Consider the following 22,111-nt stretch of genomic DNA (forward strand, 5'->3'; position numbering starts at 1 on the left):
CTTAGCGCGGCGAGGTCTGCTCGACGTCGTCGATCACGAAGTTGTCGTAGCTCGGCGCGGTGCCGGTGGTGGCGAACCGGTGGCCGGACAGCCCGGTGACCCCGCCGGTCGTCGGCGCGACGGTGCCGACCAGCTGGTCGGCGAGGTACACCTTCGCCTCCGTCAGCGTCGCCTCGACCCGGATCCGGTGCCACTGCTTCTGCGGCGCGGCGCCCGGGCTGGTGATCTTGGTCCAGACCCCGGTCGCCGCGTCGTAGGAGGCCAGCGCGCCGTCGGACTGGACGGCCAGTTGGTACGCGGGCACCACGGTCCCTTCGGCGGTACGGCCGAGCGTCACGAACTGCAGCGTGCGCGGATACCCCAGCGACGCGAACCGGAACGCGAGGTGCTGGGTGGCGGCCGGATCGCTGGTCCAGGTCGCCTGCGCGGTCGCGTCCTTCCAGGCGTCGGCCAGGCGCAGCGCATGCCCATCGCCGGAGGTGTCGAAGTCCACGACGGTGGCGCCGACGGCGTCGGTGTAGCCCCGCGGAACGGTGTCGACGGCCTCGTTCTCGAACGAGTTCGTCGTCGAGTACAGCTCGATCTCGTTGAGCAGCGCGCCGCCGGCGGTCGGGTCATTCACCGTGATCCGGACGTACTTCGCCGGCACCCGGTCCAGCGGGTAGTACCGCAGGGCGTAGCTGGTGACGGCTCCGGTGTCCACCACCTGGGTCCAGGCCCGGCCGTCCAGGCTGACCTCGACGGTGGCGGCCGACGCCTTCCCGCGGTGCAGGCTCAGTCCGGCCTTCGTGAGGTCGTACTCGCGGTCGAGGGTCAGGGTGTACGTGCCCTTGGCCTGGTCCCGGGCGAACGCGGACGACGCCCAGTCGGTGCTCCCGTCGAGCGGCCCGCGCGGTCCCAGCTCCGGCAGCTTGCTGTCCAGGGAGGTCATCGTCGTGTTGATCTTGATCGCGCCGGACTCGACCTTGCTGCGCAGATCGATCTTGCCGAACCCGGGCGCCAGGATGTCGATGAACGTCTTCCAGACCCGGTACTTGCCGTCGACGTGGAACCCGGAGTCGGTCGGCGGGCAGCCCCAGCTGGGCGCGCAGTTGTCGCCGACCTGCAGGATCCGGTTCGGGCCGACCACGGCGTGCGACCCGTTGCCGGACGATCCGTGCGACCGCTGGAAGGCACCGAGGTCCTGATCGGGGAAGTTCCGGTAGGTGACCTGCGCCTGCTCGAACGACCGGCCGGTGCCGTCGGGCGAGATGGCGACCCAGTTGTCCGGGCGGCCGAACGTCAGCGTCATCACGCCGTTCGGGAGCAGGTCGAGGACGGGCATCACCCCGGTGGTCGGGGCGGGCTCCCCGGACGCCGTCGTGATCATGATCGGCTCCGGAGCGCTCCAGGTCCGGCCCTCGTCGGTGGAGCGCGCCGTGTACAGCTGGCTGAGCGTCGATCCGACGTGGGACCGGGCGACGGCGACCAGGTCGCCGTTGCTCGCCCAGCTGACGCCGGTCTCGTTGAACGCCCGGTTGCCGTCGGCCGGGAAGATCGTCGACAGCCGCCGCCAGGTCTTCCCGTTGTCCTTGCTGATCGCGATCTCGGCCGAGCCGGCCGAGTCCTCGGCGTACTTCGTGTAGTACGGCAGCAGCAGCCGGCCCTGCGAGTCCTCGAGGATGTCGCGGTGGATCCGCAGGCCCCGGTTGAAGACCTTGGCATCGAAGGTCTTGTCGGTGCTGAACGCCGCGGTCTCCTCCTTCCAGGTCGCGCCAAGATCACTGGAGCGCCGCTGGATCAGCGTCGCCGTGTGGGTGTCGGCGGACTGGGGAATGAACTCGACGCCGAGGATGTCGCCGTCGCGCAGCTTGCTGTAGAAGCCCGAGATCGTGTCCGTGTAGCCGTACGGGAAGGTGTGGCCGTTGTCGGTCGACCGGGCCAGCAGCCGTTCGCTGTCGGCGGTCCCGACGTCCTCGTTGCTCTGCCAGCTCATCAGCACGGTGCGAACCTGATCACCGTCGGAGTCGACGCCGTCGAACGCGTCGGCGAGGTTGTTGCCCGCGATCACGCCGGGCGGCGGCTCGTACATCGGGACGACGGCCTGCTGGGCGATCAGATAGCCGTCCGGCGCCGCTCCGTCGCGGGGTTGCTCGCGCGGGTCGGGCGTCGAGACGGCGCTCGGGGCGCCGAGGACGAGGACCCCGACGCCGACCAGGGCGGTGAGCGCCCGGCGGAGCCGTGGCTGGGACCGCGGCGGGTTCGTTGATCGGACAGAGTGATGCTCGAGCATGGCTGACCCCCGGTATCGATGGCGACGGCTCCGGCGCAAGCAGATTCAAGACGAAATGCCGTTCCACGTCAACGCCCTGGTCCGGTGATCAGGTCCGGGGCCGCGGCAGAGCTAGGCGTCCGCGATGCGCGGGTACGGGCTTCGTTCGCGGGCCACCTCGGCCTGCACGAAGCGCTCCATCAGCCCGGCCCGGACCGAGGCGTAGCCCGGGTCGTCGAACCGGTTCCGGTGCTCCCCCGGATCGTCGACCAGGTCGAACAGCTCGCCGTACGGTTGATCACGATGGATCGTGATCTTGTACCGGTCCTCGACGTAGCTGCGCAGGTGCACCCGGGTCGGCTGGTGCCGGTTCTCCACGAAGACATGATCACGAACCGACTCGGCGGCACCGGTCCAGACCGGCCATTGATCAACTCCCTGCATCCGCAGCGGTACGTCGAGCCCGGCCGCGGCCAGGAACGTCGGCGCCAGGTCCACCAGGCTCTGCAGCCCGGCCACCCGCCGCCCGGCCGGGACGCCGGCAGCGCGGACGATCATCGGGATCCGGATCAGATCCTCGTAGTGGAAGGCGCCCTTGGCGATCAGTCCGTGCTGGCCGAGGAAGTGTCCATGATCAGTGGTGAAGACGATGATCGTGTTGTCGGCGAGACCGAGCCGGTCCAGCGCGGCGAGGATCCGGCCGACGCCGGCGTCGACGAAGCTGATCATGCCGTAGTAGATCGCGACGTTGCGACGCAACTCCTCCTCGGAGATCAGATGCGACTGGAATCCGTGGTTGGCGTACGGCGTCTCCCGCCAGGCCGAGAAGTCGGGGGACGCCTGCTGGGTCGCCCCGAACCAGGACGGCATCAGGTCGAGTTCGCCCGGCTCCAGCCGGCCGATGGTCACGTCGGCCGGATCGTGCAGCGAGGCCCACGGCTCCGGCACCAGGTACGGCGGGTGCGGATCCTGGAAGCTGGCCCAGGTGAAGAACGGCTTGCCCTCCCCTGCCGCGCGCTCGATCGCGGCGACCGATCGGTCGGCGACGAACGTCGTGTAGTGGAATTCCTCCGGCAGGTCCCAGCGATGCCGCCGGCCCTGCTGCCGCTGCTCGGACCGGAAGTAGTCCGGCCAGTTCGGCAGCCCGCGTTCCTCCATCCAGAGCCCGTAGTGCTGCCCGGCCCAGGCCTCGTCGGCATGGTTGCGGGCCAGCTCGACGTGATCGAAGCCGTAGTACGGGCCGTGGAAACCGCGCCAGAAATCAAGATCACGAAACCGTGGCGGGGCCTCCAGGGAGGTCTGCTCCGGCGTCGAGGCGAGCGGCTGGAAGTGTGCCTTGCCGATCAACGACGTCGCGTAGCCGGCGTTGCTCAGCAGGCCCGAGACGGTGGGCAGTTCCTCGTCCAGCTTGGTCCCGATGGTCCAGCAGCCGTGACTGGACGGGTACTGCCCGGTGATGATCGACGACCGGGACGGCGAGCAGAGCGGGTTCGGGCAGTAGGCCCGGTCGAACAGCGCCCCGTCGGCCGCCAACCGGTCGAGATGCGGCGTCGACAGCGCCGGCGTACGAACCCCCAGACAGGCGTGATGCTGTTGGTCGGTCGTGATCAACAAGAGGTTCGGACCAGCGGTGTCCGGGCTCATGCCTTCAGGAGCTTAGCCTGGCTCAGTAGGTCAGGTCGAGGGTGAGCAGGCCGGCGGTCCAGGCGACCCAGCCGAAGGCGAGCAGGGCGAGCATGATCATCAGGTTGCCGATCACGTTCCAGACTCCGCCCCGGTTGCGGATCGTCCCGATCACCTGCAGCAGGGCCGGAACGGCGGCCAGCGCCGGGACGACGGTCAGCACCTGCAGCGCCCGCAGCACCGGTTCCGGAGCCGGCACGAAGGACCCGATCAACGAGATCACGGCGAACCAGCCCAACACGGCCAGCGGTACGGCCAGCAGGCCGAGGTGGGTGATCGTCCGGAGCCGGCGCCGGGCGACCGACCACTCCGCCAGGCTGACGCCGTGGCGCCGGCGGATGATCGCGCCGATCGGCCAGGCCAGCAGCACCAGCAGCGCCCAGCCGATCGCGGCGACCGCGACCGGCAGCACGGCCTGCCGGTCCGGCGGCAGCGGCAACAGCACGTGCGCGGGGTCGTACCCGATCGCCGTCACCTGCCCGTCCACGACGTCCATCGCCAGCCGGAACTCGCCGCCGATCTCCTGCCACACCCAGCCGTCCTCGGTGGCCGTGACCTCCCGGAGCCGCAGTGGGTGCCCGCCGGTGGTGGCCACGATCGGCAGGCTGATCGTCCCGTCCCCGTTGTTGATCACCGGGATCGCGGAGATCACCGAGGCCGCCCGGAGGAAGCTGTTCTCGGCCCGCCGCGACAGCTGGTAGGTGCCGGCGACCCGGGCGGCGTGCTCGGCCGAGGTCGCGGTCGCCGCGGGCGTGGCGGCCGCCGGGCCCGGGTGGTAGCGCTCGACGAAGCCGGTCATCAGGGCGGTCCGCAGGGCGGCGGTCGAGTCCGCGGCTCGGCCGGTGCTGTTGATCGAGACGAAGATGCCGGTGCCCTGCTCGGGCAGCACGGCGAGCTGGCTGTGGAACGTCGCGGTGTCGCCGCCATGGGCGAGCACCCGGTGGCCCTGCAGCTCGTACAGGTAGAAGCCGATGCCCATCTGGTCGGCCAGCCCGAGGCCGCCGAGCGAGCCGGGGACGGCGGGCCGGCCCATGGTGGCCAGGCTCTCCGGACGGAGCAGCGCCGGTGAATTCCCGGCCGGGGTGCCGAGGAGGCCGAGCATGAACAGGCCCAGGTCGTGCCCGGTGGCCGACATCCCACCGGCCGGCGCCGGCCCGACCGTCTCGAAGCCGGCCGCCGGCGCGCCGACGACGGGATAGCCCTGCGACATCCGGCCGGCCAGGCCCTCCGGCAGCGGCTGTTCCAGGCTCGAACCGGTCATACCGAGCCGGTCCAGCACCCGCTCCCGGGCATAGTCGCGGTAGGTCATCCCGGTGACCCGCTGAACCACGTACGCGGCCAGCGCATTGGACCAGTTCGAATAGGCCGGCACGGTGCCCGGCCGGTAGAGCTGGTCGGGCTGGTCGACCGCCACCTCGGTCCGCAGGTCCGGCTCCGGCGTGCCGGGCGCGAGGAGCACGCCGCGGGCGCGATTCTCGTACCCGGCAGTGTGGCTGAGCAGGTGCCGCAGGGTCACCGGTTCGTCGAAGGCTCGCTCCAGTTCGAAGTCGAGGTACGTCTGCACGTCGGCGTCCAGGTCCAGCTTGCCGGCCTCGACCTGCTGCATCACGGAGACCGCGGTGATCAGCTTGGAGACGGACCCGATCCGGAACAGGGTGCCGGCCGGATCAACCGGGACCGGTGGCCGCTCGCCCTCGCCGAGGTCGGCGGCACCGTAGCCGCGCTCGGTCAGGATCCGGCCGTCGGAGACCACCGACACGGTCGCCCCGGCCAGGCCCTCGCGCTCCAGCGCGGACGGCAGCATGCCGTCCAGCCAGGCCTCGGCGTCGGCCTTGGTCAGCTCCGTGGTCACCCGTGGCGCGGTCGGCGGCGTGATCACCGGGCCGGTCGCCGTGGCGGCACAGCCGGTCAGGGTGACGGCCAGCAGCGCGAGCAGGACCGGAACCGCCGTGATCATGGAACGGCGTCGTCGAGCTGGTGCGGCGGTCACGGGTTCTCCTTGGCCGGCTTCGAGGGCGGCAGGACGAGGTCGAGGATCCGATCCCCTGCCTCGGCCAGACCGGTGGCCCGGACCCGGCTGGCGCGCAGCGTGCTGAGGCCGGCCTGGGCGACGATGTACAACTCGGCCCGGAGTCGCGACTCCTGCCGGTCGAGCTCCGGGTCGAGCCGCCGGAACGCGTCCGCGAGCAGTTCGCAGGACGTCTCGAACTGCTCCGCCAGGCGTTCCGCGACGACGGGGTTGCGGGACCCTTCGGCGGAGATCTCGACATTCAGGGCGACGTGCTCCACCGCCGCCGCTGCGGTCCGCCGCAGCGTCTGGCCGAGCAGGTCCCGCAGCTGGTCGAGGTCGGGATGCTCGCCGAGCACCTGCGCCGTGGCGCGGTCGTTGGCCCGCGTCGCCTCGGCGATGATCGCCTCTTTGTTCGGCAGGTACTGGTACAGGGACCCGACGCTCATCCCCGCCTCGGCCGCGATCTGCTGCATCGAGGTGCGATGGATCCCCTGCCGGGCGAACAGGTTCTTCGCCGCATGCACGATCCGGTCCTGCTGCCGCCGGCGGCGCGCCTGAACGGCCGGGCTGTCCTTGCCGGGTTGAGGCGCCACCAGATTCTCCCTCGATGATACGAATGAGGGTTCATTCATATCATGAGATCGAGCCTGTCGAGTACGGGAGTTGATTACGTCGGTCCGGCAATTCGGCGGCGACGATCAGTGGGGCCGGCCGTTGTTGATCATGAATAGGCCGAGGCCCTGCTCAGCGCCGGCCGGCCTCACTGACGGCGGCCAGGACGGAGTCGAGCAGGCCCGGGGCGAGCTCCTCCATCCGTTCCCGCTCCAGGCGGTTGTAGCGGTGATTACCCCGGTCGTACTGGGTGATCAGGCCACATTCCCGCAGCGTCGCGAAGTGGTACGAGGCGGTCGATCGCGGCACGCCACGGTTGAGCTCGCCGCACGGCAGATCCTCGCCGGCCTCGGCGAGTTTCATGATCATCGCCAGCCGGCCCTCGTCCGCCAGGGCGTGCAGAACCCGGCGCACCTGCTCGGCCCGAGCGTTCACCCACCACACCCCTGTTCCAGAAAACTCGAACATCGACTATCGTCGGACTGTTCCAGATTACTCGAACACCCCGGAGGTGGCACATGGCTGAGCTCGGCGTGGGAATCGTCGGCGCGAACCCCGACACCGGTTGGGCGTTCACCGCCCATGTGCCGGCCATCGCCGCCACCGAAGGGCTCCGCGTCACGGCGGTGGCGACCACCCGGGAGGCGACCGCGAAGCGCGCCGCCGCCGAACTCGGAACCGACGTCGGCTGGCACACCGACCCCGTTGCCCTGGTTCGCGATCCGAAGGTCGACATCGTCCTGATCTCGGTCAAGGTGCCGAAGCACCGCGAGTTGATCATGCCGGCGCTCGAGGCCGGCAAGCAGGTCCTGTCCGAATGGCCGCTCGGCGTCGACACGGCCGAGGCGACTGCGCTCGCCGAGGCCGCCGACCGGGCCGGTGTGCGCGGATTCATCGGCTTCCAGGGCCGCGGCGACCCCGTGATCAATCAGGCCCGGCGCCTGATCGGCGACGGGGCCCTCGGCGAGTTGCAGGCCCTGTCCGTCAGATCGTCGCGGAGCAAGGGATCCGCGATCTCGGCAGCGAACGCGTACACGCTCGACGTCAGTTCTGCCGCCGGCAACCTCGAGGTGCACGGCGGCCACCTGATCGACCTGCTCGGCCACCTGATCCCCGGGCTGGCGGTGATCAACGGCGAGACCGCGCTGCTGCGGCGGACGTACCGGATCGCCGGCACCGAGACCGAGGTGACGGCCACGTCGCCGGACGTCTTCACCGCCGCGGTACGGCTGGGCGACTCCGGCGGCGTCGGCGGCCTCACCGTCTGGGACGGCGACCCGGACGCCCGCACCGTGATCACCCTGCAGGGGCTCGACGGAAGACTGGACCTGCACACCGTCGACCCCGGCGGGGACCATCGGCTGCGACAACCTCAGATGGCGCCGTTCGCCGGCATGATCACCGTCGGCGGACGCACCACCGACCTGGCCCCGCCGCCGAACGACCTCCCGGTCGCCGCCCGCAACGTCGCCACCCTGTACGCCAACCTCGTCCGGGACCTGCGGGAGGGGACGACGACCGCGCCGACCTTCGCCGACGCCGTCGCCGTGCACCGCGAGCTCGACCTGATCCGCTGACCGCTGCGCGGGCGGGCCGACACCGTCACCGGCTCGGCGGTGAGGCGTCCACCAGCTCGCTGTCCCGTCCGGGCACCGTGCCGTCAGCTTCCTCCCGTGCCCGCCGCCAGGCCGTGCTCGGCGGGACGTCGTTGAGCAGCCAGTCGCCGACCAGCCGGGCCTTGTAGATCACGGGATTGTGGTTGGCCAGCGTGCGTGCGTTGCGCCAGTGCCGGTCCAGCCGGCGCTGCTCGCTGGTGCTCGACGCGCCGCCGACCTCGAACAGCCGGGTGGTCGCCCGCAGCACCAGATCGATCACCGCGACCTGCGCGTCGTAGGCGGCGACCTCGGCCCGGTCCACCAGTTGTTGATCATGCTCGTCGCGCCAGCCGGCGTCGGCCGCCGCGCCGGTGTGCGCCGCCGCGGCGATCACCGTGGACTCGGCCGCGAAGGCCAGCGCGGACAGCTCGCCGACCACCTGCTGCACCTGCGGATCGTCCTTCGGCAGCGTGGCCGCGGCCTGGGCGTAGGACCGGGTCCGGGGCCGGACGAAGCCGGTCGCGTCCCGCAGCACGGCCCGGCCGATGCCGGCCAGCGAGGCCAGCAGGACCAGCTGGAAGAAGGCCGTGACGTGGCTCGGTTCGCGATCGGACCACCGGTAGATCTGGGCCGGGTCGATCTCCACGTCGGTGAACCGGGTGGTGCCGCTGCCGGTCAGCCGCTGCCCGAAGCCGTCCCAGTCGTCAATCCGTTCCACCCCCGGCGCGTCGGTACGGACCACGACGGAGACCAGTTCCTCGGCCCGGACGCCACCGACGGAGGCCCAGTCGGCGAACAGGGTTCCGGTGCTGTAGTACTTGGTGCCGTTCAGCAGCCAGCGGTCGCCGTCGCGGGTCAGGGTGGTGTTCCGGTCGGCCAGCGAGGTGTTGCCGAGCTCGCTGGACGCGTTGCCGATCAACTCACCGCCGGCGATCCGCCGGGCCCACACCTCCCGCGCTTCATGATCGACATCGGACAGCCGGGACTCCGTGAAGGCGAAGTGGCCGCGGAGCAGCTGCGGCAGGTTGGAGTCCGCCTCGGCGAGCTCGATCAGCAGCCGGAACAGGTCCGTGATCGACGCGCCATGGCCACCCCACACCTTCGGCACCCGCAGCGCGCCGAAGCCGAGGTCCTTGAGCCAGCCGACCTCCTGATACGGCAGGTCGCGGCGCTGTTCCCGGTCCACGGCCCGCTCGGCGATCTTGCTGAACGTCGGCCGGAAGATCGCGGCCAGCTCCTCGTACCCGCTGTCTTCAGTGCCCTGAGCCGGTCGAACGGCTTGGGTGTCCGTACTCATCGAATGCCTTTCAGATCAGGGAGATCAGAGCACGCCGTGCCGCGGCGGCAGGGTGCCGTTGAGCGCGTACCGGCCGAGGTGCTGCAGCTTCCAGCGCTCGGGGTCGTGCAGGGTGTGCGTCCGGGCGTTGCGCCAGTGCCGGTCCAGATTGAGCGAGGCCAGGGCCGACCGGGTGCCGCCGGTCTCGAAGATCGCACTGGACAGCTCCAATGCAGCCCGGCCGGTGGCGACCTTGGCCGCCGCGACGGCCAGCGACGCCCGCCCGGTGGTCTCGTCGGTCGGGTCGGCCTTGGCGACGTCGACCGCGTGCGCGGCCGCGGCCAGCAGCGCATCGGCCGACCGCAGTTGAAGATCAAGTTCGCCGAACCGCTGGATCAGCAGCGGCTCCTCGGAAGCATGATCAACTCCGGACTCGAACCAGGGCCGGGTCTTCGTCCGTACGAATTCGGCGGCCTCGTCCAGCGCCGCCGCCGCGATGCCCGCGTCGATCGCGGCATGCAGCAGTTGGGCGACGGCGCCGTGGGTCTGCGGCCCGGTGAACGTGAGGTGGTGGGGCAGCACGCGGTCGCCCGGCACCAGGACGTCGCGGAGCCTGACGGTGCCGCTCGCGGTGGTCCGCTGGCCCAGGCCGTCCCAGTCGTCGATCACCTCGAGACCCTCCGCGTCGCGCGGCAGGAACGCGACATGGAGCTTGTCGTCCGGCTGCTTGGCCAGCACGGGGACCCAGTCGGCGAACAGGGCACCGGTGCTGTACTGCTTCTCACCGGTGAGCAGGAAGGAGCCGTCGGGCTGCGGGTCCAGCCGGGTCCGCAGGTCCTGCAGGTGCTTGGTCTTCGCCTCCGACTGCGCATTGCCCAGCCGGGCGCCGTTCAGCACCTCGGTGAAGATCAACTTCTGCAGCGCGTCGCCGCCGTGCCGGCGCAGGATGTTCAGGTAGACGAAGTGGCTCTGCGGGATCTGCGCGATATTGGGATCGCCGGCGGCGAGCGTCCGGACCACTTCGATCAGCGTCGGGGTGTCGACGTCGGCGCCGCCGTACTCCTCCGGCACGGTGATCGCCAACAGCCCGCTGGCCGACAGCTGGGCCAGCTCGACGTCCGGCAGCCGCCGCTCCCGGTCCCGCTCCGCCGCGCCCACGGCGAAGGCGCGGCGCAGTTCGTCGGCGGCCAGCAGCGCATGATCACGATCATGGACCACCCGGGCCGTCATCGGGGCACCGCCGGAGCCGGCGCGGCCGGCTGACCGGTCGTCGGCGCGAAGGGTACGGCGATCCGGCCGCCATCCGAGCCGGGCGCCGGATGGCGCCACAGGCCGCGCCGTTCCAAGATCGGCAACACGCCCTCGCCGAACCAGTAGGCCTCCTCCAGGTGCGGGTAGCCGGACAGGATGAACTCGTCCAGTCCGAGCCGGTGGTACTCCTCGATCCGGTCGGCGACCTCGGTGTGACTGCCGACCAACGCGGTGCCGGCGCCGCCGCGGACCAGACCGACCCCGGCCCACAGGTTCGGCGCGACCTCGAGCTCACGAAGGCCGGACCGCTCGCCGCCGTGCAGGTCCAGCATCCGCTGCTGACCCACGGAATCGCTGCGCCGCAGACCCTGCTGCACCCGGTCGACGGTCTCCTGATCAAGACCGTCCAGCAGCCGGCCCGCGACGGCCCAGGCCTCCTCGCTGGTGTCCCGGCTGATCACGTGCAGACGGATCCCGTACCGCAGGGCGCGCCGCTCCTGATCGGCCAGCGAGCGGATCCAGGCGATCTTCTCGGCCACCTGCGCGGGCGGTTCGCCCCAGGTCAGGTAGACGTCGGCCTGCCGGGCGGCGATCGGTCCGGCCGCAGCGGACGACCCACCGAAGTAGATCGGCGGCACCGGCTCCGGCAGCCGGGCCGCCTTGCCGCCGACGATCCGTTCATGATCACCCTCGAAGTCGACGGTCTCGCCCCGCCACAGGGAACGAACGATGTGCAGGAACTCCCCGGTCCGGGCGTAGCGCTCGTCCTTGGTCAGGAAGTCGCCGTAGGCGTGCTGCTCATGCTGCTCGCCGCCGGTGACCACGTTGAGCAGCAGCCGGCCGCCCGAATGCCACTGGTACGTGGTCGCCATCTGGGCCGCCAGTGCCGGCGCGATCAGCCCGGGCCGGAAAGCGACCAGGAACTTCAACCGCTCGGTCCGTTCGACCAGGAACGAGGTGGCCAGCCAGGCGTCCTCGCACCAGGCGCCGGTCGGCGTCAGCGCACCGACGAAGCCGAGCTGCTCGGCGGCCAGCGCGATCTGGGTCAGGTAGCCGACCGTCGCCGGCCGGGTGCCGCCCGCCGAGCCGGTGGTCAGCCCGTGCCCGCCGCCGACGATGTGCCGGGAGTCTCCGTAGGTCGGCAGGAACCAGTGGAAGGTCAACGTCATCAGCCTTGCTCCTTGATCATCTTCTGGTTGTCGATCACTGGCCGGCCAGCCAGGCGCCGGTCAGCACCGGTTGCGGATGTGAGGTGTCCACGGCGACGCCGCGCAGCTTCGTGCTGTAGGCCCACTGGGCGTTGGCCTCCCAGAGCGGCAGCGCCGGCACCAGCTCCACCAGCCGGTGCTGCGCCTGGTGGTAGAGCTTCTCGGCCGCCGGCCCGTCCGGAGTGCGCCGGGCCCGCTCCAGGAGTTGATCAAGCTTCGGGTCGGACAGGTAGGAGGCGTTCTGGCCGATCCGCTCGCCGGTGATCTCCGAGGAGTGGTAGCGGATGTAGAGCACGTCGGTGGTGTTGGTGTGCCAGTAGCCGCTGGTCAGGTCGTAGTCGCCCGAATAGCGGCGCTCGGTCACCTGGGCCTGCGGCAGCTGCTCGATCCGCAGCTCGATCCCGGCCGCCTTCACCTGGCCCTGGATCTGCACCAGTTGCGGGCTGGGCGTGGCACTCTCCGTGGTCGGCAGCGCGACGCTGAGTCGCTTGCCACCCTTGGTCCGGTAGCCGTCGGCGTCCCGTTCCGTCCAGCCGGCCTGATCCAGCAGCCGGTTGGCCAGGTCGGGGTCGTAGCGGAGGACGCCCTCCGCCGTCTTGTCGTAGTACTTCGAGTTCGAGGCCAGGTAGTTGTCCTTGACCGGAGAGAAGCCGAAGCCGACGGCCTGCGCGATCGCCGGCACATCCACCGCCGCCACGAACGCGCGCCGAACGCGAAGATCATCGAACGGGGCCCGGGACAGGTTGAACCAGACCGCGTTCGGGTGCCCGGTCCGGGTCAGGTTCTCGAACCGGAAGTCGGGGTTGCCCGCCAGCGCCTGCGCGTTCTGGGCCGGGACCAGGTCGGTCAGCTGGTACTGCCCGCTGATCAGGGCGTTGTAGCGGACCACCGGTTCGGGCACGATGTCGATCTCGATCCGGTCCAGGTAGGCCTCGCCGTCGTGCTCGAGCCAGTCCGGCGCCCAGTCGTAGCCGGTCCGCTTCGTGTAGACGATCTTGGAGTTGCGCTGGTAGCTCTCGACGACGAACGGACCGCTCGCGATCGGCTGGTCGCACAGGGTCTCCGGGCTTTCCTTGATCGCCTTCGGGGACAGCATGCCGAGCCAGGACTGAGCCAGCACATAGGTGAACGGCGTGTACGGATAGGCCAGCCGGACCTCCAGCGTCCGGTCGTCGATCACCGTCGCGTCGTCGTACGGGGCGATGTAGGCGGCGGCCAGCGGCGACTTCGTCCGCGGGTCCCGCATGTGCTCGAGGTTGATCTTGAAGGCCTCGGCGTCCCACGGCTCGCCGTCGGAGAAGGTGACGCCCTCGCGCAGGGTGAAGGTGTACGTCTTCCCGTCGTCGCTGATCTTCCAGGACTCGGCCAGGTAGGGCGCCGGGTTACCGTCGCGGTCCAGCGTCGTCACGGTGTCGTACGCGATCCGGCCGAGGAATTGGTTCAGGCCGGAGGAGATGGCGTGCCCGTCCAGGCAGAGCGGGTCGCCGGACATGGAGAACTTCAGGGTCCCGCCGGACTTCGGCGTGCCGTCCTCCGGCTGGGCGGAGGCACCGGTCCCGGTGCAGCCGGTGATCAAGGTCAGCACGACCAAGATCACCAACGCGACCAACCCGCGATACTGTGTTTTCACTGCGCGATCACCTTCTCGGTCGTGAAGCCGGCCTTCGCCTGGACGGCGGGATCCCGGTAGCGGGCGCCGGGGTGGGTCTCCGGCAGCCGGGCCCGGCCGGCGCCGAACAGCCGCTCCCGCAGGGTTTCGCCGTCCTGGTAGGACTCCCGGTAACGGCCGCGCCGCTGGAGTTCCGGGATCAGCAGGGTGGCGATGTCCTCGGCGGTGCCCGGGGTGAGGAACTGGCGCAGGTTGAAGCCGTGCACGCCGGACTTGTCGGTCCAGTCGATCAGCGCGTCGGCGACCTCCTTGGGCGTGCCGGCGACGAAGAACGCGCCGCGGCTGATCTTGCTCATCCGGTCGATCACCTCGCCGACGGTGGTCTCCGGGTCGTAGCGCCGGCTGATCCGTTCGAAGCCGGGATCCTTGCGGGCGATGATGTCGGCCAACCGCTCCGACCGGTCGTAGGCCGCCCAGTCCAGCCCGGCGCCCGCATGGGCCAGGTGGCCCTCGATGCTGCGCAGCTGCTCGTACTCGGCGACCTTGCGGGCCACCTCGTCGTCGTTGCGGCCGACGATCACCGCGGCGCCGGGGAAGAACCGGACCGCGTCCCGGCCGCGCCCGTACCCCTCAGCCTTGGCCTTGATGTCCTCGACGTTGTGCCGGAGATCTTCGACGGTACGGCCGCCGAGGAACACGGCCTCGGCATGCTTCGCGGCGAACGCCCGGCCGGCGTCCGACACGCCGGCCTGGAAGATCACCGGCGTCCGCTGTGGTGAGGGTTCGCTCAGGTGCGGGCCGGCGACCCGGTAATGATCACCGGCGTGGTTGATGTAGCGGACCTTCGCCGGGTCCGTGTAGACACGGTGGTCCCGGTCCAGCCGGACCGCGTCGTCGTCCCAGGATCCCTCCCAGAGCTTGTAGGTGACGTCGAGATACTCGTCGGCGATCCGGTAGCGGTAGTCGTGCTCGATCTCGTCGGCCAGGCCGAAGTTCCTGGCCGCGTTGGGCAGATAGGAGGTCACGACGTTCCAGCCGATCCGGCCGGCGGTCAGATGATCAACGGTGCTGAGCCGGCGGGCCCAGGCGAACGGCGGCTCGTACGAGGTCGAGAAGGTGACCGCGAAGCCGAGGTGCCTGGTCGCCGCGGCCATCGCCGGGACCACCAGCAGCGGATCGTTGTTGGGGATCTGCACGCCCTCGCGGAGCGCCGTCTCCGGCCCGCCGCGGTAGCCGTCGTAGGCGCCGATCACGTCGGCGATGAAGACCGCGTCGAACAGCCCGGCCTCCAGGATCTGGGCCAGCTCGGTCCAGAAGGAGAGCTCGTTGAACCGGTGCCGGTTGTTGTCCGGATGAGTCCACAGTCCGTGGGAGATGTGCCCGGGCGTGTTCATCTCGAACAGGTTGAGGTGGATCTGATCAGGCATGGAGCGGGGCTTCCTTCGGAGTCGTGTCGAGCCGCGGGATGGCGCTCAGGAGCAGCCGGGTGTACTCGGCCTGCGGTTCGGTGAAGATCGTTTCCACGTCGCCGTGCTCGACCACCGACCCGTCCTTGAGCACGACCACGCGGTCGGCGAGGTGGTGCACCACGCCGAGATCGTGGGAGATGAAGAGGTACGCGAGTCCGAGCTCGGACTGCAGGTCGACCAGCAGGTCGAGGACCTGGGCCTGCACCGAGACGTCGAGCGCCGACACCGGTTCGTCGCAGACGATCACGTCCGGCCGCGGGGCCAGCGCCCGGGCGATCGCCACCCGCTGCCGCTCGCCGCCGGACAGCTCGATCGGCCGGCGATCATGGAAGCCGGCGTCGAGCCCGACCTGGTCGAGCAGCTCGGCCACCCGGCGCCGCCGGTCTCGCCGGCCCGGCCCCCGGCCGATCGCCTCACCGATCACCCGGCCCACCGGATACCGCGGATCGAACGAGCTCAACGGATCCTGGTAGATCACGCCGAGCGAACGGTGGGTGCGCCGCCGGTCCAGCCGGCTCAGGTCCGACCAGCTCCGGCCCTTGATCAACACCTGACCCTGGTCCGGCCGTTCCAGGCCGAGCACGATCCGGGCCGCCGTCGTCTTGCCGGACCCGGACTCGCCGACCAGGCCGAGCGTCTCCCCCGGCGCCACGGTGAAGGAGACCCCGTCGACCGCGGTCCGGCGATCACCGTCCGGCCCGTCGAACGTCTTGATCACGTCCCGTACCTCGATCACCGGTCCGCTCTCCGCGCCCTGAGCCCGCCGCACCTCCGTTCCCTGAGCTTGTCGCACCTCCGTTCCCTGAGCTTGTCGAAGGGCCGGGCCCGATCTCGTGGTCTGCCCTTCGACAGGCTCAGGGAGCGATGCAGCCGCAAGGCGGGTGCCGCGGGTGTGGGCCGACGGGACGGCGGCCAGCAGAGCCTTCGTGTACGGATGCCGCGGATCCTGCAACACCGCCTCGACGGAACCGGTCTCGACGATCTCGCCGCTCCGCATCACGGCGACGCGGTCGGCGATCCGGGCGACGACGGCAAGATCATGACTGACCACGAGCATCGCCCGGCCGTCCTCCTTGAGCGTGCCGAACAGGTCGAGGATCTGCTTCTGGATGGTGGTGTCCAGGGCCGTGGTCGGCTCGTCGGCGATCAGGAAGTCCGGTCCGGCACCGAGCGCGGAGGCGATCAGAGCCCGCTGGCGCAGGCCACCGGACAGCTGGTGCGGGTACTGCTTCGCGCGGACCTCGGGCTCCGGCACACCGACGGAGGCGAGCAGTTCGATCACCCGGGCCTGCCGCTGGGACTTGGACAGGTCCGTGTGCAGGGCGAGTGGTTCGGCGATCTCCCGGCCGACCGGCCGCAGTCCGTCCAGCGACGCCAGCGCGTCCTGCAGGACGAAGCCGATCCGCGCGCCGCGGAGCCGGCGCCAGTCGCGACCCGAATAGCGGGTCAGGTCCTCGCCGCCGAACCGGAGCGCATCGGCGGTCACCCGCGAACCGGCCCCGGTCAACCCGACCAGGGTGCGTGCGGTGACGCTCTTGCCGGAACCGGACTCGCCGACCAGCGCCAGCGCCTCCCCGTCGGCAATCTCGAAGGACAGGTTGCGGACCACGGTCCGCAACCGGCGCCCGGCGCCGAAGGTCACCGAGAGGTTCGCCACCTGCACCGCGACGCCGGCCGCTGTTCCGGAGGTGCTCATCGCCCCGTCCTCCCCTCGGAACGGCGGCGCAGTTCGCGGCCGACCACGGTGATCGAGACGACGGTCAGGGTGAGCGTCACGGCCGGCACGACGACCAGCCAGGGCGCGTTGGAGATGAAGTTCCGGCCCACCGAGAGGGTCGCACCCCACTCCGGGCTCGGCGGCGCCGCACCGAGGCCGAGGAAGCTCAGTGACGCCCCGGCGCCGATCGCCGCGCCGACCCCGATCGTGGCCAAGATCAACACCGGCTTGATCGAGTTCGGCAGGATGTGCCGGACGATGACCCGCCACCGCGGCAGGCCCAGCGCGGTCGCCGCCTCCACATAGGTGGCCCGCCGGACCACGTGAGCCTGGGCCCGCACCATCCGTGCGTAGTACGGGATCCCGCCGATGCCGAGCGCCCAGATGGCGTTCTGGGTGCCGCCGCCGAGCAGGGTGATCACGACCAGAGCCAGCAGCAGTTCCGGCACCGCCAGCGCGACGTCGATGAACCGCATCACCGCCGCCTCGAAGATCCGGTGCGACAGTCCGGCGAGCAGCCCGAGCAGGGTGCCGCCGGCCACGGCGATCACGGTCGCCGAGATCCCGATCATGAGAGACAGCCGGGCGCCATGGATCATCCGGGACAGGACGTCCCGGCCGGACTCGTCCGTGCCGAGCAGATGATCACCGCCGGGCGCCAGGAAGCTGCGCGCCGGATCGACCGCCAGCGGGTCGTGCGGCGCCAGCAGGCCGGGTGCCAGGACCGCGGCCAGCAGCAGCGCCAGGAAGGCCACAGCGAGGGTGAGGCCGGGCCGCAGCTCCCGCCAGCGGGGCAGGTCGAAGCGACTCGCCGCTGTCACCGGCTCGGCGACGAGTTGATCATCCAGTTGCGCACTTGTGGTCATGCGGTCACCACTCTCGGATCGACGGCGGTGTAGGCGAGATCGACGATCAGGTTCACCACGACGTACACGCCGGCGGACAAGATCACGACACCGAGCACCAGCGGGATGTCCTTGGCGTACACGGCGTTCAACAGCAGGGTCCCGACACCCTGCCGGGCGAACAGGGTCTCGGTGATCACCGAGCCGCCGAGCAGGGCGGCGACCAGGAAGCCGGACATGGTGATCGTCGGGATGGCCGCGTGCCGCAGCGCATGCTTCACCCGGACCGCCGAGTCGCGCAGCCCGCGGGTGCGTGCGGTCAGGATGAACGGCTGCTCCAACACGTCCTCGAGTTCGTTGCGGAGTACCTGGGTGAGCGTCCCGATCACCGACAGGGCGAGCGTCGCGGCCGGCAGGATCAGCGCCGGCACCCCGTTGTTGCCGCCGATCGGGAACACCCGGAACGTGAACGCGAAGACGATCAACAACGCGAATCCGATGATGAAGGTCGGCGTCGAGGCGAGCACCACCTCCGTTCCCGAGGACAGCGACCGGATCCAGGGCCGCCGGTGCGCGGTGAGCAGCGCCAGCGCGACCGAGCTGATCACCGCCAGCACCCCGGCGGTGATCGCCAGCTGCGCCGTGGCACCGATCTGCTCGGTGATCGCGGCCAGCACCCCGATCCGCAGCTGATAGGACTGACCGAAGTCGCCGGTGGCGAGCCGGCCCAGGTAGCGCAGGTACTGCAAGATCACCGGATCGTTGAGGCCGTACTCGAGCCGGACCTGATCAAGGACCTCCTGGGTGGGCCGCGCGTCCGGGCCGCCCAGGATCGCCAGCGCCGGATCGCCCGCGGTCAGGTGCAGCGCGATGAAGGACAGCGTCGCCGCGCCCCAGAGCACCAGGATCGCCAGCGCGAGCCGGGTGCCGACCCGCCTGGCCACGCTGCCGATCATGGTGCGATCCAGGCGGTGGTGAAGACCGGGATCGGGTGCGAGGTGTCGATCGCGATGCCGTGCACCTTGCGGTGGTAGGCCCACTGGCTGTGGTTCTCGTACAGCGGCAGGCCGGGTACCAGCTCCAGCAGCCGGTGTTGCGCCTGCCCGTACAGTTCCGCCGCCTTCGGTCCGTCCGGCGTCTCCCGGGCCGCCAGCAGGATCCGGTCGAGTTGATCATCCTTCAGGTACGACGAGTTCTGACCGATCCGCTTCCCGGAGATCTCCGAGGAGTGGTAGCGGATGAACAGGATGTCCGGCGTGTTGGTGTGCCAGACGCCGCCGAGCAGGTCGTAGTCGCCCGAGTAGCGCCGCTCGGTGACCTGGGCCTGCGGCAGCTGGACGATCTGCAGGTCGATGCCGACCTTCTTCACCTCGCCCTGAACCTGGACCAGCTGCGGCGAAGGCGTGGACGCCTCCGCGGTCGGCGCGGCGACGGTCAGCCGACGGCCGTCCTTGGTCCGGAACCCGTCGGCGTCCCGCCCGGTCCAGCCGGCCGCGTCCAACAGGGCGTTGGCCCGATCCACGTCGTAGCCGAACGATCCCTCGCTGGTCTTGTCGTAGTACTTGGTCGGGGTGGCGAGGTAGTTGTCCTTCACCTGGAAGGTGCCGAAGCCGAGGCTCTGGGTGATCGCCGGTACGTTGACCGCGGCGACGAACGCCTGCCGGACCCGAAGATCATCGAACGGCGCCCGGGACAGGTTGAAGTGCAGGATCCACGGATTGCCGGTCCGGACCAGGTTCTCGTAGACGAGGTCGGGGTTGGCCTGGATCGCCGCGGCGTTCTGCGGCGGAGCGGCCTCGGTGAGGTCGTACTGCCCGCTGACCAGCGAGTTGAACCGCACCACCGGCTCGGCGACCACCTCGATCTCGATCCGGTCGATCAGGGCCGGGCCGTCGTGCTTCAGCCAGGACGGCGCCCAGTCGTAGTCGGGTCGCTTGACGTAGCTGATGCTCTGCTGCCGCTGATAGCTCTCCAGCACGTACGGTCCGGACGCGACCGGCTGATCACACAGCGTCTCCGGCGATTCCTTGATCGCCTTCGGTGACAGGATCGCCAGCCAGGACTGGGCCAGGTTGTCCAGGAACGGCGTGTACGCGTACGCGAGATCGACCTGGAGCGTGTACTCGTCGATCACGGTCGAGTCGACGTACGGGGCGATGTAGGCCGCGGCCAGCGGCGACTTGGTCTTCGGGTCCCGCATGTGCTCGAAGTTGATCTTGAGCGCCTCGGCGTTCCAGGCCGACCCGTCGGAGAACGTCACACCCTTGCGGAGCTTGAACGTGTACCGCTTGCCGTCGTTGCCGATCTTCCAGGACTCGGCCAGATAGGGAGCGACGTTGCCGTCCGGGTCGATCGTGGTCAGCGTGTCGTACAGGATCCGGCCGAGCAGCGCCTGCTGCGTCGCCGAGATCGCGTGCGCGTCCAGGCAGCCCGGCTCGGCCGAGATCGACATCCGCAGTGTTCCGCCGGCCACCGGGGATCCGTCGGACCTCGGACCGGCCGCTCCCGGCGCACCGGCACTCTGGGTGCACGCCGACACCAAGATCAACACCAGCCCGAGAACGACCGTCCCCCACGCTCCGCGTGCCCGTACCCCCACAACGCCTCCCCAAGATCATTCCCCGTCGGCGACGCTGCCGAGCTTCTTGCATTACCTATTATTCAGGTAGGGATTGTTCTTTTCGTTCGCGTCCCACTCCGCGAACACGGACGCGGGGCAGGCCTTGGCAGGGGCGGAAGGGAGGACGTCGCAGGCTTCGGCTGACCAGGCCGCACAGGCGTTCAAGACTGCGGGCGGGGTCGGCCCCTACCGTCCCAGGCATGGACGACAACGCACCGATCGGCTTCATCGGCCTCGGGATCATGGGACGGCCGATGGCCCTGAACCTGCTTCGCGCCGGCCACCCGCTGGTGGTCTGGAATCGATCACCGGAGCCCGCGACACAGCTGGCGGCGGAAGGAGCCACGGTCGCCTCGGACGTCGCCGAGGTGTTCTCCCGCTGCCGCATGATCATCCTGATGCTCGCCGACGAGCCGGCGGTGGACACCGTGCTGCGGCGCGGCACGACCGCGTTCGCCGCGCTGGTCCGGGACCGGATCGTGGTCCAGATGGGTACGTTCTCGCCCGGCTTCTCGAGCGCGCTGGCCGCCGAGGTGACCGCGGCCGGCGGGCAGTACGTGGAGGCGCCGGTCTCCGGCTCCCGGGGCCCCGCGACCGAGGGCACGCTGGTGGCGATGCTCGCCGGCGAACCGTCGGCGGTGGCCGGGGTGGCGCCGGTGATCGACGCGATGTGCGCCCAGCGCTTCGACTGCGGCCCGATACCGGGCGCGCTGAGCATGAAGCTGGCCGTGAACATCTTCTTGATCACGATGGTCACGGGGCTGGCCGAGTCCTTCCAGTTCGCCCTGCGCAACCAGCTCGACCCCGGCCTGCTCCGCGACATCCTGGACGCCGGCCCGATGGCCTCCGCGGTCTCCCGGGGCAAGGCGGCGCTGCTGGTCGCCGGCGACTTCCCTGCTCAGGCTGCGATCGCGGACGTCCTGAAGAACTGCGATCTCGTCCACGACGCGGCTGTCGCGTCGGGCGCGGCCGATCCCCTGCTGAGGGACTGCCGGGTGCTGTTCCGGGAGGCCGTCGCGCTCGGCCTCCCGGACCAGGACATGGCCGCGGTGATCAAGGCAATCGCGGCCCGCTCCGAGACCGGGGCGCTGTCCCGGTGATCGCCGCTAGTGGCCGGCCGTCACTCCGGTACGCCAGCGACCGGGCGTGATGCCTTGCACGGAACGGAAGGCGCGGGTCAGGTGCGCCTGGTCGCTGAACCCGGCCTGGGCGGCGGCGCCGGCCAGGCCGGCGCCGGACAAGATCAACTGCTGGGCCCGGCGAACCCGGCAGGCCAGCCGGTACCGGCTCGGGCTCACCCCGACGGCGGCCCGGAACTGGCGGGCGAGCGACCAGCGGCTCAGGCCGGAGAGCGACTCCAGCTCCGGTCCGGTGTGCGACCGTTCCGGCTCCTCCTGCAGGAGCGCCGCGACGCGGCCGACGGCGGGCTGATCGGGACGCGCCTCGGCCCGCGGCCGCCGGCCGTCGGAGAGCTCGGTCAGCAGCTGGGCCAGGTCGGCGATCAACTCGATCTCGCGCAGTTCCTCGATCGGCTCGTCGAGCCCGTCCAACAGCTCCACCGCCGACGCCGGCACCCGGTCCGGCCGGACCAGCGGATCGGCCACGAACGGCAGCCTGCCGGTCGGACCGGCCGCCAGCACCGCGGCCGGATCGAGGTAGAAGATCCGGTAGCCCAGGCCGCTGCCGTCACCGGGCATGCCGTCGTGAATCTCGTCGGGATGCAGCACGTGCCACTCGCCCGGCAGCCCGGTCCAGTGAGCACCGCGGTAGAAGAACCGCTGCACGCCGGAACGGGTCACCCCGATGGCGTAGCTCTCGTGGCGGTGCCGCGAGTAGGCCACCGAGTCCAGGGACACCGCCCACCGTTCCACGGCTCGTCCGCCCGCCCCGGCCCGGAACCGAAAGCCCGAGTCGGTCCTGCGCTCCGTACTCTCCACGCCCCCATCCCCGCCTCGCCGCCGATG

At 70.4% G+C, this 22,111-nt stretch carries 17 protein-coding genes; 2 read left to right on the top strand and 15 right to left on the bottom strand.

What is annotated here, in order from left to right; translation table 11 throughout:
* Position 1 precedes the first annotated feature (1 nt).
* From ACFQU4_RS20835 to ACFQU4_RS20855, 5 genes are all read right to left on the bottom strand, one after another.
* The gene (locus tag ACFQU4_RS20835) at positions 2-2,272 is read right to left on the bottom strand and encodes an exo-alpha-sialidase (protein ID WP_377495478.1); all 2,271 of its coding nucleotides are present in this window, start codon (positions 2,270-2,272) and stop codon (positions 2-4) included.
* Positions 2,273-2,383: 111 nt separating this feature from the next.
* Positions 2,384-3,895, bottom strand: a complete 1,512-nt coding sequence (locus tag ACFQU4_RS20840; protein WP_377495481.1) for a sulfatase — start codon at positions 3,893-3,895, stop codon at positions 2,384-2,386.
* A gap of 22 nt (positions 3,896-3,917) precedes the next feature.
* On the bottom strand, positions 3,918-5,924 hold the full coding sequence (locus ACFQU4_RS20845) for a serine hydrolase domain-containing protein (RefSeq protein WP_377495483.1): 2,007 nt from the start codon (positions 5,922-5,924) through the stop codon (positions 3,918-3,920).
* On the bottom strand, positions 5,921-6,538 hold the full coding sequence (locus ACFQU4_RS20850) for a TetR/AcrR family transcriptional regulator (protein WP_377495485.1): 618 nt from the start codon (positions 6,536-6,538) through the stop codon (positions 5,921-5,923). The genes ACFQU4_RS20845 and ACFQU4_RS20850 overlap by 4 nt, the downstream gene beginning before the upstream one ends.
* A 151-nt stretch (positions 6,539-6,689) precedes the next feature.
* Positions 6,690-6,992, bottom strand: a complete 303-nt coding sequence (locus tag ACFQU4_RS20855) for an ArsR/SmtB family transcription factor (protein WP_377495487.1) — start codon at positions 6,990-6,992, stop codon at positions 6,690-6,692.
* Between the two features lie 83 nt (positions 6,993-7,075).
* Between ACFQU4_RS20855 and ACFQU4_RS20860 the strand changes: the two genes are divergently transcribed.
* The gene (locus ACFQU4_RS20860) at positions 7,076-8,134 is read left to right on the top strand and encodes a Gfo/Idh/MocA family protein (protein WP_377495489.1); all 1,059 of its coding nucleotides are present in this window, start codon (positions 7,076-7,078) and stop codon (positions 8,132-8,134) included.
* A 25-nt stretch (positions 8,135-8,159) separates the two neighbouring features.
* On the opposite strand, the gene ACFQU4_RS20865 is transcribed toward ACFQU4_RS20860, so the two are convergent.
* Genes ACFQU4_RS20865 through ACFQU4_RS20905 form a run of 9 tightly spaced genes read right to left on the bottom strand, consistent with a single transcriptional unit; the run spans position 8,160 to position 20,000 of the window.
* Positions 8,160-9,449: an acyl-CoA dehydrogenase family protein gene (locus tag ACFQU4_RS20865; RefSeq protein ID WP_377495491.1), complete on the bottom strand. Its 1,290-nt coding sequence runs from the start codon at positions 9,447-9,449 to the stop codon at positions 8,160-8,162.
* A gap of 24 nt (positions 9,450-9,473) precedes the next feature.
* Positions 9,474-10,658, bottom strand: a complete 1,185-nt coding sequence (locus tag ACFQU4_RS20870) for an SfnB family sulfur acquisition oxidoreductase (protein ID WP_377495493.1) — start codon at positions 10,656-10,658, stop codon at positions 9,474-9,476.
* Positions 10,655-11,848 (bottom strand): LLM class flavin-dependent oxidoreductase, encoded by a 1,194-nt coding sequence (locus ACFQU4_RS20875; RefSeq protein ID WP_377495495.1) that lies wholly within the window; start codon positions 11,846-11,848, stop codon positions 10,655-10,657. Before ACFQU4_RS20875 ends, ACFQU4_RS20870 begins: the two co-directional genes overlap by 4 nt.
* Before the next feature lie 34 nt (positions 11,849-11,882).
* On the bottom strand, positions 11,883-13,517 hold the full coding sequence (locus tag ACFQU4_RS20880) for an ABC transporter substrate-binding protein (RefSeq protein WP_377495497.1): 1,635 nt from the start codon (positions 13,515-13,517) through the stop codon (positions 11,883-11,885).
* Complete coding sequence (locus tag ACFQU4_RS20885; protein ID WP_377495499.1) at positions 13,514-14,923, bottom strand: LLM class flavin-dependent oxidoreductase; 1,410 nt, start codon at positions 14,921-14,923, stop codon at positions 13,514-13,516. Before ACFQU4_RS20885 ends, ACFQU4_RS20880 begins: the two co-directional genes overlap by 4 nt.
* A complete protein-coding gene (locus ACFQU4_RS20890; protein WP_377495501.1) occupies positions 14,916-16,661 on the bottom strand; it encodes a dipeptide ABC transporter ATP-binding protein in 1,746 nt (581 codons plus the stop codon). The genes ACFQU4_RS20885 and ACFQU4_RS20890 overlap by 8 nt, the downstream gene beginning before the upstream one ends.
* Positions 16,658-17,548, bottom strand: a complete 891-nt coding sequence (locus ACFQU4_RS20895) for an ABC transporter permease (protein WP_377495503.1) — start codon at positions 17,546-17,548, stop codon at positions 16,658-16,660. The genes ACFQU4_RS20890 and ACFQU4_RS20895 overlap by 4 nt, the downstream gene beginning before the upstream one ends.
* The gene (locus tag ACFQU4_RS20900) at positions 17,545-18,483 is read right to left on the bottom strand and encodes an ABC transporter permease (RefSeq protein ID WP_377495505.1); all 939 of its coding nucleotides are present in this window, start codon (positions 18,481-18,483) and stop codon (positions 17,545-17,547) included. Before ACFQU4_RS20900 ends, ACFQU4_RS20895 begins: the two co-directional genes overlap by 4 nt.
* The gene (locus tag ACFQU4_RS20905; RefSeq protein WP_377495507.1) at positions 18,480-20,000 is read right to left on the bottom strand and encodes an ABC transporter substrate-binding protein; all 1,521 of its coding nucleotides are present in this window, start codon (positions 19,998-20,000) and stop codon (positions 18,480-18,482) included. The genes ACFQU4_RS20900 and ACFQU4_RS20905 overlap by 4 nt, the downstream gene beginning before the upstream one ends.
* A gap of 347 nt (positions 20,001-20,347) precedes the next feature.
* On the opposite strand from ACFQU4_RS20905, the gene ACFQU4_RS20910 reads away from it, so the two are divergent.
* Entirely contained in the window at positions 20,348-21,247 is a 900-nt protein-coding gene (locus tag ACFQU4_RS20910) for an NAD(P)-dependent oxidoreductase (protein WP_377495509.1), read from the top strand.
* 6 nt (positions 21,248-21,253) lie between these two features.
* Here ACFQU4_RS20910 and ACFQU4_RS20915 read toward each other — a convergent pair whose 3' ends face one another.
* On the bottom strand, positions 21,254-22,018 hold the full coding sequence (locus tag ACFQU4_RS20915; RefSeq protein WP_377495511.1) for a helix-turn-helix domain-containing protein: 765 nt from the start codon (positions 22,016-22,018) through the stop codon (positions 21,254-21,256).
* Between the last annotated feature and the right edge of the window lie 93 nt (positions 22,019-22,111).

This window comes from Microlunatus sp. GCM10028923, from assembly GCF_042666975.1.
Lineage (GTDB): Bacteria > Actinomycetota > Actinomycetes > Propionibacteriales > Propionibacteriaceae > Microlunatus.

What these genes read in the sequence shown, in the direction of transcription:
- ACFQU4_RS20885 (WP_377495499.1), bottom strand. Translation starts at nt 14,923, where the DNA reads ATGCCTGATCAGATCCACCTCAACCTGTTCGAGATGAACACGCCCGGG.
- ACFQU4_RS20910 (WP_377495509.1), top strand. Translation starts at nt 20,348, where the DNA reads ATGGACGACAACGCACCGATCGGCTTCATCGGCCTCGGGATCATGGGA.
- ACFQU4_RS20870 (WP_377495493.1), bottom strand. Translation starts at nt 10,658, where the DNA reads ATGACGGCCCGGGTGGTCCATGATCGTGATCATGCGCTGCTGGCCGCC.
- ACFQU4_RS20895 (WP_377495503.1), bottom strand. Translation starts at nt 17,548, where the DNA reads ATGACCACAAGTGCGCAACTGGATGATCAACTCGTCGCCGAGCCGGTG.
- ACFQU4_RS20890 (WP_377495501.1), bottom strand. Translation starts at nt 16,661, where the DNA reads ATGAGCACCTCCGGAACAGCGGCCGGCGTCGCGGTGCAGGTGGCGAAC.
- ACFQU4_RS20900 (WP_377495505.1), bottom strand. Translation starts at nt 18,483, where the DNA reads ATGATCGGCAGCGTGGCCAGGCGGGTCGGCACCCGGCTCGCGCTGGCG.
- ACFQU4_RS20865 (WP_377495491.1), bottom strand. Translation starts at nt 9,449, where the DNA reads ATGAGTACGGACACCCAAGCCGTTCGACCGGCTCAGGGCACTGAAGAC.
- ACFQU4_RS20840 (WP_377495481.1), bottom strand. Translation starts at nt 3,895, where the DNA reads ATGAGCCCGGACACCGCTGGTCCGAACCTCTTGTTGATCACGACCGAC.
- ACFQU4_RS20875 (WP_377495495.1), bottom strand. Translation starts at nt 11,848, where the DNA reads ATGACGTTGACCTTCCACTGGTTCCTGCCGACCTACGGAGACTCCCGG.
- ACFQU4_RS20860 (WP_377495489.1), top strand. Translation starts at nt 7,076, where the DNA reads ATGGCTGAGCTCGGCGTGGGAATCGTCGGCGCGAACCCCGACACCGGT.
- ACFQU4_RS20835 (WP_377495478.1), bottom strand. Translation starts at nt 2,272, where the DNA reads ATGCTCGAGCATCACTCTGTCCGATCAACGAACCCGCCGCGGTCCCAG.